Source organism: Nocardioides jishulii (assembly GCF_006007965.1).
GTDB classification, from domain to species: domain Bacteria; phylum Actinomycetota; class Actinomycetes; order Propionibacteriales; family Nocardioidaceae; genus Nocardioides; species Nocardioides jishulii.
Window position 1 is genome coordinate 2,314,956 of record NZ_CP040748.1, and the last position, 12,416, is coordinate 2,327,371.

A 12,416-nucleotide genomic window follows, 5' to 3' on the forward strand; every position below is an offset into this window, starting at 1 on the left:
CGGCAAGGCTAGTACGCAGTCGCCGGGAGGCAGTGATCACCACTCGGACCGCAGCGGCCAACCGTTCTCCCCACGCTCGTCCGTGCGGGTCGCCAGCACCTGGTGGAGCTCGATGCCGTTGCGCTCGAACCCCACCCGCGAACCGGCCATGTAGAGGCCCCAGACACGGGCCGTCCCGAGCCCGGCCTCCTCGACGCAGGCGTCCCAGTTCTCCACCAGGTTGCGGCACCAGTCACGCAGGGTCAACGCGTAGTGATGGCGCAGGTTCTCCACGTGCACGACCTCCAGACCCACGTCCTGGGCCGCCGTCACGATGCGGCCGACACCGGTCAGCTCCCCGTCGGGGAAGACGTACCGGTCGATGAACGCCCCGGTCTCCTGACGCCGGTTGTGCGGGCGGGTGATGCAGTGGTTGAGGAGCCGCCCGCCCGGGCGCAGGGCGTCGAGGAGGAACCCGAAGTAGGCCGGGTAGCGACTGACGCCGATGTGCTCGGTCAGGCCGATCGAGCTGACGGCGTCGAAGGCCTTCTCGCCGACGTTGCGGTAGTCCTGGTGACGGATCTCCACCAGGTCCGAGAGGCCGGCACGCTCCACGGCCTCACGCCCCCAGGACGCCTGTTCCCCGGAGAGGGTCACCGCGAGCACGCGCACCCCGTACTCCCTGGCCGCGTGGATCGCCATCCCGCCCCAGCCGCAGCCCACGTCGAGCAGCCGCTGGCCGGGCTGGAGGGCGAGCTTGCGGGCGACGAGGTCGAACTTGGCCGCCTGGGCCTCCTCCAGCGTCGCCTCGGCGTGCGGGTAGTAGGCGCAGGTGTAGGCCATCGAGGGACCGAGCACCTTCTCGTAGAACGCGTTGGAGACGTCGTAGTGATGCTCGATGACCTCGGCGTCACGTGCCTTGGAGTGGCGCACGCCCTCCATCGTGCGGCGCCAGCGCGACAGGTGCTCCTGGGGCGGAGGCGACGGCGGCACCAGGGAGCCCGTGCCCAACGTCTTCAGCACCTGCACCAGCTCGGCGGGCCCCGGGGTGCGGAACCTGGTGTGGTCCATCAGCCGGACCAGCAGGTCGTAGGGGTCCCCCGGGGGGACGCCCAGCATCTCCAGGTCACCCCGGACGTAGGCACGTGCCAGACCCAGGTCGCCCGGGGCCGTGAGCAGGTAGGAGAGCCCTCGGGCATTGCGCAGCTCCAGACCGGGCCCGTCCGGCGGGCCTGCGGTGCTGCCGTCGTACGCGCGGAACCTCACCGGCATCCCGTCCCGCAGGAGGGACTCCACCACTTGCGCGATGGGGGTGGTCGCGGTCGCCTGTCCCGTGGTCTGCGTCATCGTCGTTGCACCGCCTTGTCGTAGAGGCTGCTCAATCTGTGGTCAGGATCGTGCGCTGCCTTCACGCGCGCCAAGGACTCACCGCCGTAGAGGCGGTCGAACTCCTCACGCTCGTAGAACGCGTCGGAGTAGAGCGACTTGTGGCCCCCGAGCTCGGTCACTCGGCGTTCGATGGCTCGGTTGAGAGGAGCCTCCTCGGCGCCGGGCCCGACCGGGACGGTGCCCCAGAAGCCGACGTTGACGTAGGTCTGTCCCGGGTGCAGCGGGTAGGTCGGCCACGTGCGCTCTCCCCTGAGCCGGAGCGGGCAGAGCCAGACCGGACGCATCCCCACCTCCGCGTCGAACCAGGTCAGGAAGTCCTCGAGGGCCTCCAACGGCACCTCCACGTCCTGGATCACCCGTTCGCGCTGCGGACGCCCGCGCCACCGGTCGACGCGGTCCACCAGACCTCGCCGCCGCTCGAAGGAGACCACGCGTTGGTAGACCTCCGAGTGACGCAGGTGCGCGGGCCACAACCGGCGGACGACCGGGTGCTCCAGGCCCAGCGCCCTCGCGCACCAGAACCAGTCGGTGTCCCACCGCCAGAGGTAGTCGTGGGCGGTGAGCAGGTCGTGGTCGAGGGTGCGCACCGACCGGTGGTAGATCCGCTGGCCGGTGTAGTCCGAGACCGCGCCCGCTGGCGCGTCGAAGGTGGCCAGCGTCAGCACCAGCTCGCCGGGGGCGAAGGCGACCCCGTCCATGCCGTCGACGCGTACGCCCTCCCAGGCGCCGGTGGCGACGACCTCGTCGACGGCCTCGGCCAGCGCCTGCACCTCGCTGAAGCGCACGTGGCGCAGGGCGACGTACTGCCCGATCGGCGCCAGCTCGATGCTGAGCCGCGTGGCGTAGCCCAACGACCCGTACGAGTTCGGGAACGCGTCGAAGAGCTCGTCACCGGGTCGGCACGTCACCAGGTCACCGCGCCCGGTCAGCACGTCCATCTCCACGACGGACTCGTGCGGCAGGCCGTGACGAAAGCTGGTCGACTCGATGCCCAGACCTGTGACTGCCCCACCGAGGGTGATGGTGCGCAGCTGCGGCACCACGAGCGGCATCAGCCCGTGGGGCAGCGTCGCCTCGACCAGGTGCTGGTAGGTGCACATGCCCTGCACCTCGGCGCGCCGCGCCACGGGGTCGACCGAGAGCACCCCGTCGAGGTCGTCGACCTCCAGACCAGCGGTCGCCCGGTCACGGGCACGGAAGAGGTTGGAGGTCCGCTTCGCGAGGCGCACCGGCGCGCCCGGAGGTATGGCCGCGTACGACGCACGCAGTCGCGCGACGGCGGTCTCGTGGCGTCGCTCCGACGACGGCGCCACGTCCTGACTCATGCCGACCACCGTAGCCAGTTCGCCGCCGGGGCGCCACGGTCAGAAGTCAGAGGGTCTCAGGGGTCCCCGACGCCATGACGGTGCCTCGTGGGTCACCGAGGTGGACCACCACGTCGCCGCCGGAGAACTCCCGCACCACGGCGGCAGCGTCCTCCGTCCACGGAGTCTCCGCCAGTCGGACGACCGCCTCCAGGCCCCGCGACCCCGACGAGATCGCCATGGCCACGCACACCTCCACCGCGCCGAGCCGCAACGACGGCAGGTCGACGGAGGCAGCGGCGTACGTCCTCCCGTCGCTGTCGCGCACGGCGGCGCCCTCGGCGGCACCCACCCGCACCCGGGTGGCTCGGGCCAGGGTGACGAGCTTCGCGTCCTCGGCAGAGAGCTGCTGGTCGGTCATTCGTGATCCTCCTCGACGTCAGGTGACGTCTCGTCTTCGTCACCGGTCGACTCGACCGGTCTCACCAGTACCGTGCTGACCCTGTTGCGCCGTCCGGTCGCGCCCTCGGCCTCGAACCGCAGTCCGTGCACCTCCGTCACCGCGCCGGGCAGGGGCACCCGTCCGAGGTGCTTGGCCAGGAGGCCACCGACCGTGTCGACGTCGTCGTCGATCACCGAGATCCCGAAGAGGTCGACCAGGTCGTCGACCGGGTAGCGCACGGACACCCGGGTCCCGCCCTCCACGACCTCGGCCTCGTGCCGGGCGACGTCGTACTCGTCGGTGATCTCACCGACGATCTCCTCGAGCACGTCCTCGATCGTGACCAGGCCCGTGGTGCCGCCGTACTCGTCGACCACGACGGCCAGGTGCTCGCGCCGGGCCTGCATCTCGGCCAAGAGCCTGTCGACGGCCAACGTGTCGGGGACGAAGTGCGCGTCGCGCATCACCTCGTCGACGCGCATCGTGGTCTCGATCTCGGGGTCGTCGAAGTCCCGGCGTACGACGTCCTTGAAGTAGGCGACCCCGACCACGTCGTCCAGGTTCTCGCCGATCACGGGGATGCGGGAGTAGCCCGAGCGCAGGAAGAGGCTGGTCGCCTGGCGCAGGTTCTTGTGGCGCTCGATCCAGACCATGTCGGGTCGCGGCACCATGACTTCACGGCAGATCGTGTCGCCGAGCTCGAAGACGGAGTGGATCATCTTGCGCTCGCCTTCCTCGATCACGTGCGAGGCCTCGGCCATGTCGACCAGCTCGCGCAGCTCGGTCTCGGAGGCGAAGGGTCCACGACGGAAGCCACGCCCCGGGGTGATCGCGTTGCCGAGCAGGATCAGCGCCTGCGGCAGCGGGCCGAGGATGCGGGTCACCGCGACCACGGGAGCAGCGACGGCCAGCGCGACGGCGGCGTCGTGCTGGCGCCCCAACGTGCGCGGCGCGACGCCGATCAGCACGAAGGAGACGACGACCATCACGCCCGCGCTCGTGAGCGCGGTCGGCCACCACGCCCCGTCGAAGAGGTCGTGGAACCACAGGGACACCCCGACCACGGCGCAGACCTCGCTGGCGATGCGCAGGAGCAGGATCGTGCTGAGGTAGCGAGCCGGCTCGTCGAGGATCGTGCCCAGCGCCCTCGCACCGGCCCGTCGCTCGGCCGCCAGCTCGGCCGCCCTCGCCCGGGAGAACTGGGTGAGGGCACTGTCAGCCGCCGCGAGGACTCCGGCCAGCACCACCAGGACGATCACCGTGACCAGCAGCGAGGGCCCGCTCATCTAGTGCTCCCGGGACCTGTGGCGCGTCACTCTGACGGCTGGGTGCGCCACTGCGCGAGCAGCTGGTCCTGGAGACCGAACATCTCCTTGTGCTCCTCCGGCTCGGCGTGGTCGTAGCCCAGGAGGTGGAGGATGCCGTGCACCGTCAGCAGCTCGAGCTCGGCGAGGGTGCCGTGGCCGGCCGTCTCACCCTGGCGCTGCGCGACCGCGGGGCAGAGGACGAGGTCACCGAGGACGCCTTCCTCGGGCTCCTCGTTGACCAGGCCGGGACGGAGCTCGTCCATCGGGAAGGCCAGCACGTCGGTGGGGCCCTCCTTCTCCATCCACTGCTCGTTGAGCTCGGCGATGGTCTCCTCGTCGACCGCCTTGATGCACAGCTCCGCCTGCGGGTGCACGCGCATGGCGTCCATCACGAAGCGGCTCAGCGCCGTGAGGTGCTGCACGTCCAGGTCGAACCCGGACTCGTCGAGGACCTCGATGCTCACGGACGGCGCTCCTTCGTGGTGGGGGTGGCGGGGGTGTCGCGACGGCCCTTGTCGACCTCGCTGCGGGCGTCGAACTCGTCGTACGCGGCGACGATCCTGCCCACCAGGCGGTGGCGCACGACGTCACCGCTGGTGAGGCGGTTGAAGACGACGTCCTCGACGCCGGTGAGGATCTGCTCGACGACCTTCAGGCCCGACTTCACGCCACCGGGGAGGTCGACCTGGGTGACGTCGCCGGTGACGACGATCTTGGAGCCGAAACCGAGCCTGGTGAGGAACATCTTCATCTGCTCCGGCGAGGTGTTCTGCGCCTCGTCGAGGATGATGAACGCGTCGTTGAGCGTGCGCCCGCGCATGTAGGCCAGGGGGGCCACCTCGATCGTCCCGGCGGCCAGCAGCTTCGGGATCGTCTCGGGGTCGATCATGTCGTGCAGGGCGTCGTACAGCGGACGCAGGTAGGGGTCGATCTTCTCGCTGAGCGTGCCGGGGAGGAAGCCGAGGCGCTCGCCCGCCTCCACCGCAGGTCGGGTCAGGATGATGCGGCTGACCTGCTTGTTCTGCAGTGCCTGGACGGCCTTGGCCATCGCCAGGTAGGTCTTGCCGGTGCCGGCGGGACCGATGCCGAAGGTGATGGTGTGCTGGTCGATCGAGTCGACGTAGCGCTTCTGGTTGAGCGTCTTCGGGCGGATCGTGCGGCCACGGTTCGACAGGATGTTGTGGCTCAGCACCTCCGACGGGCTCTCCGCCGCCTCCGTGCGGAGCATGCCGATGATCCGCTCCACGGTCTCGCGGGTGATGCCCTGACCGGTGCGGATGATCGTGACGACCTCGTCGAGCAGCTTCTCGGCCAGCGTCACCTCGCTGGCCTCGCCGTGCAGGGTGATCCGGTTGCCGCGGACGTGGATCTCGGACTCGAACGCGTCCTCGATCAGCGAGAGGAACTCGTCGCCGGGACCGAGCACGCTGACCATGTTGACGCTGGGCGGTACGACCACCGTGTGCTTGGTGAGGAGGGGGGACTCAGACATGGGTGCTTTCGGCGTCGGCGGCTGGACCTGCTCCATGCTACGGGAGCGGCCGCGTGGCGCCCACCGAGAATCAGACTCAGCCCGGGGGCCAGGTGAAGGGACGTCCGCCCAGGACGTGCAGGTGGGTGTGGAAGACGGTCTGCCCCGCGCCCGTCCCGGTGTTGAAGACCAACCGGTAGTCCTCCCCCACGCCGTCGTCGCGGGCCACCGCGGCGGCCGCGTCGACCAGGTCGGCCATCGTCGCCGGCTCGCCCGCCGAGAGCTCGGCGGCGTTGGCGTAGTGGCTCCGCGGCACCACCAGGACATGGGTCGGCGCCTGTGGAGTGAGGTCTCGGAAGGCCACGACGGTCGGCGACTCGTGGACCACGGTGGCGGGGATCTCACCGGCCACGATCTTGCAGAAGATGCAGTCAGCCTGAGGAGTGCTCATGGCACCACCCTAGGACCCGCAATGATGCGTGGATCACACCGACCGCCTCGCGTGAAGAACCACGAGACACGGCGCCGGTTGTCTACGGTGGGGCCATGAGCACCCTGTCCACCCAGCGCCACCGCCGGCGCGCGATCGCCGCTGCCCTGGCCGTCGCGACCCTGACCCTCGCCGGTTGCGGCACCGAGCAGTCCACCACCCCGGACGCGACCACCGAGTCCACGCCGGACGCCACCCCGACCCCCACGGACGACACCGAGACCCCGGCGCCCATCACGGTCGCGGTCCCCCTGTACTACGCCGGGGACGCCAGCGGCAAGGTGCGCCTGTTCCGCGAGTTCCAGCAGGTGGAGGGCCAGGCCCTGACCGAGGCTGCTCGCCTCGTCGACGGCGGCGAGCCGCTCGACCCCGACTACCGGACCCTGTGGCCCGGTGGCGCGGTCGAGAGCGCCGAGATGAAGGACGGCGTCATCACGGTGACGCTCAAGGACGATGCCTTCACCGAACGCCCCGACGGCATGCCGGAGGCCGAGGCCAAGCTGGCGCTCCAGCAGATGGTGCTGACCCTCCAGGGCGTCGAGCAGAGCACCACCCCCGTGCGGTTCGTCCGCACGACCGGGTCAGAGGACGAGTCGACCCCGCCCACCCTCTTCGGCATCGACGTGAGCAAGCCCGTCAATCGGGCGGACTGGCAGTCGACGATGGCGATGGTCAACGTCACCGTCCCGGCCCAGGACTCCACCGTCACCGGCGAGGAGCTCGTGGCGGAGGGTCTGGCGAGCTCGTTCGAGGCCAACGTGCCGTGGGAGATCCGCCAGGGCGACAAGGTCGTTCTCACCGGCTACGCGACGGCCGACGGCTGGATGGACCGCCTTCACCCGTGGCACGTCGAGATCAACATCTCGCAGCTCGAGCCCGGCGAGTACACGTTCGTCGCCACGACGTCCGACCCCTCCGACGGCGAGGGCCCCGGCCCGACCAAGGACTCCAAGACCTTCGTCGTGAAGTGAGGACGACCGAGTCGTGACTCCGGCTCAGCACTGACGCACGAGGCCCCGCCGACCGGTTGGTCGGCGGGGCCTCGTCATGTCCTTCGCGACGTGTCGCGTCAGGCGGGGTCCTCAGCCTGCCAGCGGGCGGTGCGGGAGAGCAGGGCGCCCACGGCCACCACGCCGGCGGTGGAGGTACGCAGCACCTCACGCCCCAGGCGTACGGGGACGGCCCCGGCGGCAGTGAACGCCTCGAGCTCCTCCGGCGAGACGCCGCCCTCGGGGCCGACCACCAGGAGGATCTCCCCCGCCACCGGCACCTCGAGGGACGACAACGGCGCGCTCGCCTCCTCGTGGAGCACCAGGGCCACCTCCGCGGCCTCGATGCGCGCCACGACGTCGGCCGTGGTCGCCAGCGGAGTCACCTCCGGGTGCCACACGCGTCGGGCCTGCTTGGCGGCCTCACGCGCGGTGGACGCCCACTTCGCGTGCGACTTCGCCGCCCGCTCGCCCCGCCAGACCGCGACCGAGCGGGAGGCGGCCCAGGGGACGACGACGTCGACCCCCACCTCGGTGAGGACCTCCACGGCGAGCTCGCCGCGGTCCCCCTTGGGCAGGGCCTGGACCACGCTGACGGTGGGGGGCGGGACGCGGGGAGTCGGTGACCTCGTCGACGACCAGGTCGAAGGCGCGCTTGGCCGTGGCGCTGACGGCACCGCTCACGGCGCGGCCGCGACCGTCGGTCAGCACCACGCGCTCGCCCACGCCAAGTCGGCGTACCGCGACGGCGTGGTGCCCCTCGTCACCGGTGACCTGGACCGTCGCCCCGGGGGTGGCGGCCGACAGGTCGTCGACGACGTGCACGGGAAGCGTCATGGCGCCGCCTCGACTCAGTGGTTGCCGAAGGCGTCACGCAGGCGCCCGAAGACGGACTTGTGGCTCGAGCGCATCGTGCCCTCGGGAGCCTCCTCGCCGCGCAGCACAGCCAGCTCGCGCAGCAGCTCCTCCTGACGCGCGTCCAGCTTCGAGGGCGTCTCCACCACCACCGTGGCGATGAGGTCGCCGCGCCCGCCGCGCAGCCCGGGCACTCCCTTGCCGCGGATGACCTGCTCGGTCCCCGACTGGGTGCCGGCCCGGACCTCCAGCTCGTAGGTCGTCTCACGCTCGTCCTTCGCCTCGTCCTCAGGGACGACGACGTCGGCCTCGAGGAGCGGCAGGGTCAGGGTGGTGCCGAGGGCGGCCGCGGTCATGGGCACCGAGACCGTGCAGTGCAGGTCGTTGCCGTGGCGTACGAAGGTGGGGTGCTGCGCGACCCGGATCTCGACGTAGAGGTCACCGGCGGGACCGCCGCCCGGACCGACCTCACCCTGCTCGGTGAGCTGCACCCGGGTGCCGTCGTCGACGCCCGCGGGGATCTTGACGTTGAGGGTACGGCGCGAACGGACGCGGCCCTCGCCGGAACACTCCCGGCAGGGGTCCGGGATGATCGACCCGTAGCCGCGGCAGGCCGCGCACGGGCGAAGCGTGCGGATCTCCCCCAGGAACGAACGCTGGACCTGGGCGACCTCACCGGCGCCGTGGCAGGTGCCGCAGGTGACCGGCTCGGTGCCCTCGGCGGTGCCGGCGCCGTGGCACAGGCTGCAGGTCACCGCGGTGTCGACCTTGATCTCCTTGGTGACGCCGAAGGCCGCCTCGGCCAGCTCGACCTCGAGGGCGATGAGGGCGTCCTGGCCGCGACGCATGCGCGGACGCGGACCACGGCCACCACCGCCGCCACCGGGCGCGGCGCCGCCGAAGAAGGCGTCCATGATGTCGGTGAAGGAGAATCCGGCCCCCTGGCCAAACCCTCCGGCCTGGGAGAACGGGTCACCGCCGCGGTCGTAGTGCGCCCGCTTCTGGGGGTCGGAGAGCACCTCGTACGCGGTGGTCACCTGCTTGAACTGCTCCTGCGCCTCGGGGTCAGGGTTGACGTCCGGGTGCAGCTGGCGGGCGAGCTTGCGATACGCCTTCTTGATCTGGTCCGCGTCCGCGTCACGCGAGACACCGAGAAGTTCGTACAGGTCCTGGCTCAACGTCGTTCCTCGTGCTGGTGGTGGGGTGGTGTGGGTCGGGACGGGCGTCAGGCCTCGTCGAGGATGCGCGACACGTAGCGGGCCACGGCCCGCACGCTCGCCATGGTGCTCGGGTAGTCCATGCGGGTGGGGCCGAGGACCCCCAGGCTCGCCAACGCGTCGTTGCCGGGACCGTAGCCCGACGAGACGACGCTGGTCTTCGCGAACTGGCTGAAGGGCCCCTCGGTGCCGATCCTGACGGTCAGCTCGCCGTCGGCGCTGGCCTCGCCGAGCAGCTTGAGCAGCACGACGTGCTCCTCCATGGCTTCCAGGAGCGGGCGGACCGACGTCTCGAACTGGTCGCCGTGGCGGGCCAGGTGGGAGGTGCCGGAGACGGCCACGCGCTCACCACGCCGGTGGTCCGACATCGCCTCGACGAGCGCGTCGGTGACCGCACGGGCGAGGGGACCGTCGGGCTCGGACACCTGGGACGGCAGGTCGCCCAGGGCGGTGGAGGCGTCAGCGATGCGCTGACCCGCGGCGAGCCGGTTGACGCGGGTGCGCAGCTCGGCCAGGCGCTCGTCGTCGAGCAGGCGTTCGGCGGTCTCCACGATCCGCTGCTCCACGCGGCCGTTGGAGAGGATCAGCACGACCAGCAGGCGGGTCGTCGACAGCGCGACGAACTCCACGTGACGCACCGTGCTGCGCGAGAGCGTCGGGTACTGCACCACGGCCACCTGGTGGGTGAGCTGCGACAGCGTACGCACGGCGCGCTGGACGACGTCGTCGAGGTCAACGGCGCCGTCGAGGAAGGTGGCGATGGCTCGCTTCTCGGCCGTCGACATGGGCTTGAGGGTGGCGAGGCGGTCGACGAAGAGCCGGTAGCCCTTGTCGGTCGGCACGCGCCCGGCGCTGGTGTGGGGCTGGTGGATGAAGCCTTCGTCCTCGAGGGCCGCCATGTCGTTGCGCACCGTGGCGGGCGAGACGCCGAGCCCGTGGCGCTCGACCAGGGCCTTGGAGCCGACGGGCTCCTCCGTGGCGACGTAGTCCTCGACGATGGCTCGCAGGACGGCGAGCTTGCGTTCCTGGGACATGCCGGCTGCTCCTGTTCCTCATCGACGGTGGATCGGGCGGGCCGACACCAACATCTGCCGCCCTGTCTGGCACTCACGCCCGACGAGTGCCAAGCCTACCCGCCGGACCCCATCCACACCGACTGCGCGGGGCTAGGCTCGCGCCATGAACTCCCCCTTCGTCGAGGTCGCCGACCGGGTCTGGGTCTCGCGGCGCGAGTGGCTCGACACCAACGTCACCGTCATCGGGGGCGACGACGGCCTGCTGCTGGTCGACTCCCACGGCTCGACGCGCGCCGGGGAGGCCCTCGTCGCCGACGTCCGCGCCCTGGGCGCGGGCGAGGTCGTGGGCCTCGTCAACACCCACTGGCACTTCGACCACACGTTCGGCAACGGTGCCGTGCGCGCGACCTACGGCGACGTACCGGTGCACGCGCACGAGGCCGCGCTGGAGGAGTTCGCGGCCCACGCCGAAGGAGCACGACAGACCCGCTCGGTGCTGGGGCACCCCGAGAGCGAGGGGCACCACGAGGAGGTCGGGGCGACGGCGCTGTGCCCGCCCGACACCACCTTCGCCTCCGTCAGGGTCCTCGACCTGGGCGGACGCCTCGTCGAGCTGATCCACCCCGGACGGGGCCACACCGCAGGAGACGTGGTCGTCAACGTCGCCGACGCCGACGTGCTCGTGGCGGGCGACCTCGTCGAGCAGTCCGGGGCCCCCTGCTACGGCATCGACGCGTGGCCCCTGGAGTGGCCGCTCACGCTCGACACCGTGCTCGGGCTGCTGCGTCCCTCGACCCTCGTGGTCCCGGGGCACGGCGCCGTCGTGGACCGTGAGTTCGTGCAGGACCAGCGCGCCGCGGTGGGCATCGTGGCCGAGACCGTGCGCGACCTCGCGAGCCGCGGCGTACGCGAGTCCGACGCCCTCGCCTCCGCGCAGTGGCCCTACCTCCCCGAAGGGCTCGTCCACGCAGTCGCGCGGGGCTACGAGCACCTCCCCCGCAGCCAGAAGCGGTTGCCGCTGATCTGACGGATCGACGGCACGCCGTCGGCGATCCGTCGGGTCGTCGGCGCCCGCGCCTAGCGTTGGAGGCGTGTCCTCCCCCACTGACCGTTACGGCTCCGACGTCCTCTCCGGCGACTGGCGCGCCCCCGTCCGCGGCCGCGCGACCGAGACCCCCGTGGAGATGGGGATGGTCGTCGAGGAGGTGACCACCGAGTGGTGCGGCGAGGTCGTCGGCATCGACCGTGACCTGCGCACCGTCACCCTCGAGGACCGGCGCTACAAGCGCCGCACCTTCCCGATGGGGCCCGGCTACCTCGTCGAGGGCAAGCCGGTGATCCTGCTGCCCCCCGTGCAGGTGGCAGCACCCAAGAAGTCCACCCGCACCGCGTCGGGCTCGGTGGCGGTGCACGACGCGAAGGCGCGGGTGGCCCGCCAGAGCCGGATCTTCGTCGAGGGCCGGCACGACGCCGAGCTGGTCGAGAAGGTCTGGGGTGACGACCTGCGCATCGAGGGCGTGGTGGTCGAGTTCCTGGGTGGTGTCGACGACCTCGCCGACCACCTCAAGGACTTCCGGCCCGCACCGGGCCGCCGTGTGGGCGTCCTGGTCGACCACCTCGTGCCGGGCTCCAAGGAGAGCCGGATCGCCCAGTCGATCATGCGCTCCGAGGTGGGAAAGCACGTCCTCATCGTGGGCCACCCCTTCATCGACGTCTGGCAGGCAGTGAAGCCCGAGCGTCTCGGGTTCGAGAAGTGGCCGACCGTGCCGCGCTCCATCGACTGGAAGAAGGGCACCTGCCAGCAGCTGGGGTGGCCGCACCGCGACCAGGCCGACATCGCCCGCGCCTGGAAGCACATCCTCGGCGGCGTACGCGGCTTCCAGGACCTCGACCCCGCCCTCCTCGGTAGGGTTGAGGAGCTGATCGACTTCGTCACCGCCGAGTGACGGGCCGCGAA

At 71.1% G+C, this 12,416-nt stretch carries 12 protein-coding genes and 1 pseudogene; 3 read left to right on the plus strand and 10 right to left on the minus strand.

All coding sequences use genetic code 11. The annotated features are described in order from the left end of the window. Positions 1-36: 36 nt before the first annotated feature. From FCL41_RS10930 to FCL41_RS10960, 7 genes are all read right to left on the minus strand, one after another. Complete coding sequence (locus FCL41_RS10930; RefSeq protein WP_137066942.1) at positions 37-1,326, minus strand: class I SAM-dependent methyltransferase; 1,290 nt, start codon at positions 1,324-1,326, stop codon at positions 37-39. Further along, the gene (locus FCL41_RS10935; RefSeq protein ID WP_137066943.1) at positions 1,323-2,693 is read right to left on the minus strand and encodes an FAD-binding oxidoreductase; all 1,371 of its coding nucleotides are present in this window, start codon (positions 2,691-2,693) and stop codon (positions 1,323-1,325) included. The genes FCL41_RS10930 and FCL41_RS10935 overlap by 4 nt, the downstream gene beginning before the upstream one ends. A 46-nt stretch (positions 2,694-2,739) precedes the next feature. Beyond that, the gene (locus FCL41_RS10940) at positions 2,740-3,093 is read right to left on the minus strand and encodes a cytidine/deoxycytidylate deaminase family protein (protein ID WP_137066944.1); all 354 of its coding nucleotides are present in this window, start codon (positions 3,091-3,093) and stop codon (positions 2,740-2,742) included. After that, positions 3,090-4,400, minus strand: coding sequence for a hemolysin family protein (locus FCL41_RS10945; protein WP_137066945.1), 1,311 nt, complete (start codon positions 4,398-4,400; stop codon positions 3,090-3,092). The genes FCL41_RS10940 and FCL41_RS10945 overlap by 4 nt, the downstream gene beginning before the upstream one ends. Positions 4,401-4,426: 26 nt before the next feature. Further along, positions 4,427-4,885, minus strand: a complete 459-nt coding sequence (ybeY, locus tag FCL41_RS10950) for an rRNA maturation RNase YbeY (RefSeq protein ID WP_137066946.1) — start codon at positions 4,883-4,885, stop codon at positions 4,427-4,429. Continuing rightward, positions 4,882-5,913 (minus strand): PhoH family protein, encoded by a 1,032-nt coding sequence (locus tag FCL41_RS10955; protein WP_137066947.1) that lies wholly within the window; start codon positions 5,911-5,913, stop codon positions 4,882-4,884. Before FCL41_RS10955 ends, ybeY begins: the two co-directional genes overlap by 4 nt. 76 nt (positions 5,914-5,989) lie before the next feature. Then, positions 5,990-6,343 (minus strand): histidine triad nucleotide-binding protein, encoded by a 354-nt coding sequence (locus FCL41_RS10960; RefSeq protein ID WP_137066948.1) that lies wholly within the window; start codon positions 6,341-6,343, stop codon positions 5,990-5,992. Positions 6,344-6,438: 95 nt separating this feature from the next. Between FCL41_RS10960 and FCL41_RS10965 the strand changes: the two genes are divergently transcribed. Further along, complete coding sequence (locus FCL41_RS10965) at positions 6,439-7,353, plus strand: Gmad2 immunoglobulin-like domain-containing protein (protein ID WP_137066949.1); 915 nt, start codon at positions 6,439-6,441, stop codon at positions 7,351-7,353. 98 nt (positions 7,354-7,451) lie between these two features. Here the strand turns inward: FCL41_RS10965 and FCL41_RS10970 are convergent. The 3 genes and pseudogenes from FCL41_RS10970 to hrcA all read right to left on the minus strand — a co-directional run bounded on the left by FCL41_RS10970 (position 7,452) and on the right by hrcA (position 10,477). Next, positions 7,452-8,208 (minus strand): annotated as a pseudogene (locus FCL41_RS10970) (16S rRNA (uracil(1498)-N(3))-methyltransferase). A gap of 14 nt (positions 8,209-8,222) precedes the next feature. After that, on the minus strand, positions 8,223-9,404 hold the full coding sequence (gene dnaJ / locus FCL41_RS10975; RefSeq protein ID WP_137066951.1) for a molecular chaperone DnaJ: 1,182 nt from the start codon (positions 9,402-9,404) through the stop codon (positions 8,223-8,225). Positions 9,405-9,451: 47 nt separating this feature from the next. Continuing rightward, a complete protein-coding gene (gene hrcA, locus FCL41_RS10980) occupies positions 9,452-10,477 on the minus strand; it encodes a heat-inducible transcriptional repressor HrcA (protein ID WP_137066952.1) in 1,026 nt (341 codons plus the stop codon). 145 nt (positions 10,478-10,622) lie between these two features. Between hrcA and FCL41_RS10985 the strand changes: the two genes are divergently transcribed. Both FCL41_RS10985 and FCL41_RS10990 read left to right on the plus strand, forming a co-directional pair. Then, complete coding sequence (locus tag FCL41_RS10985) at positions 10,623-11,486, plus strand: MBL fold metallo-hydrolase (protein ID WP_137066953.1); 864 nt, start codon at positions 10,623-10,625, stop codon at positions 11,484-11,486. A gap of 64 nt (positions 11,487-11,550) precedes the next feature. After that, the gene (locus tag FCL41_RS10990) at positions 11,551-12,405 is read left to right on the plus strand and encodes a DUF3097 domain-containing protein (protein WP_137066954.1); all 855 of its coding nucleotides are present in this window, start codon (positions 11,551-11,553) and stop codon (positions 12,403-12,405) included. The last annotated feature ends 11 nt before the right edge of the window (positions 12,406-12,416 follow it).

What these genes read in the sequence shown, in the direction of transcription:
- FCL41_RS10930 (WP_137066942.1), bottom strand. Translation starts at nt 1,326, where the DNA reads ATGACGCAGACCACGGGACAGGCGACCGCGACCACCCCCATCGCGCAA.
- FCL41_RS10935 (WP_137066943.1), bottom strand. Translation starts at nt 2,693, where the DNA reads ATGAGTCAGGACGTGGCGCCGTCGTCGGAGCGACGCCACGAGACCGCC.
- FCL41_RS10940 (WP_137066944.1), bottom strand. Translation starts at nt 3,093, where the DNA reads ATGACCGACCAGCAGCTCTCTGCCGAGGACGCGAAGCTCGTCACCCTG.
- FCL41_RS10945 (WP_137066945.1), bottom strand. Translation starts at nt 4,400, where the DNA reads ATGAGCGGGCCCTCGCTGCTGGTCACGGTGATCGTCCTGGTGGTGCTG.
- FCL41_RS10955 (WP_137066947.1), bottom strand. Translation starts at nt 5,913, where the DNA reads ATGTCTGAGTCCCCCCTCCTCACCAAGCACACGGTGGTCGTACCGCCC.
- FCL41_RS10960 (WP_137066948.1), bottom strand. Translation starts at nt 6,343, where the DNA reads ATGAGCACTCCTCAGGCTGACTGCATCTTCTGCAAGATCGTGGCCGGT.
- FCL41_RS10965 (WP_137066949.1), top strand. Translation starts at nt 6,439, where the DNA reads ATGAGCACCCTGTCCACCCAGCGCCACCGCCGGCGCGCGATCGCCGCT.
- hrcA (WP_137066952.1), bottom strand. Translation starts at nt 10,477, where the DNA reads ATGTCCCAGGAACGCAAGCTCGCCGTCCTGCGAGCCATCGTCGAGGAC.
- FCL41_RS10985 (WP_137066953.1), top strand. Translation starts at nt 10,623, where the DNA reads ATGAACTCCCCCTTCGTCGAGGTCGCCGACCGGGTCTGGGTCTCGCGG.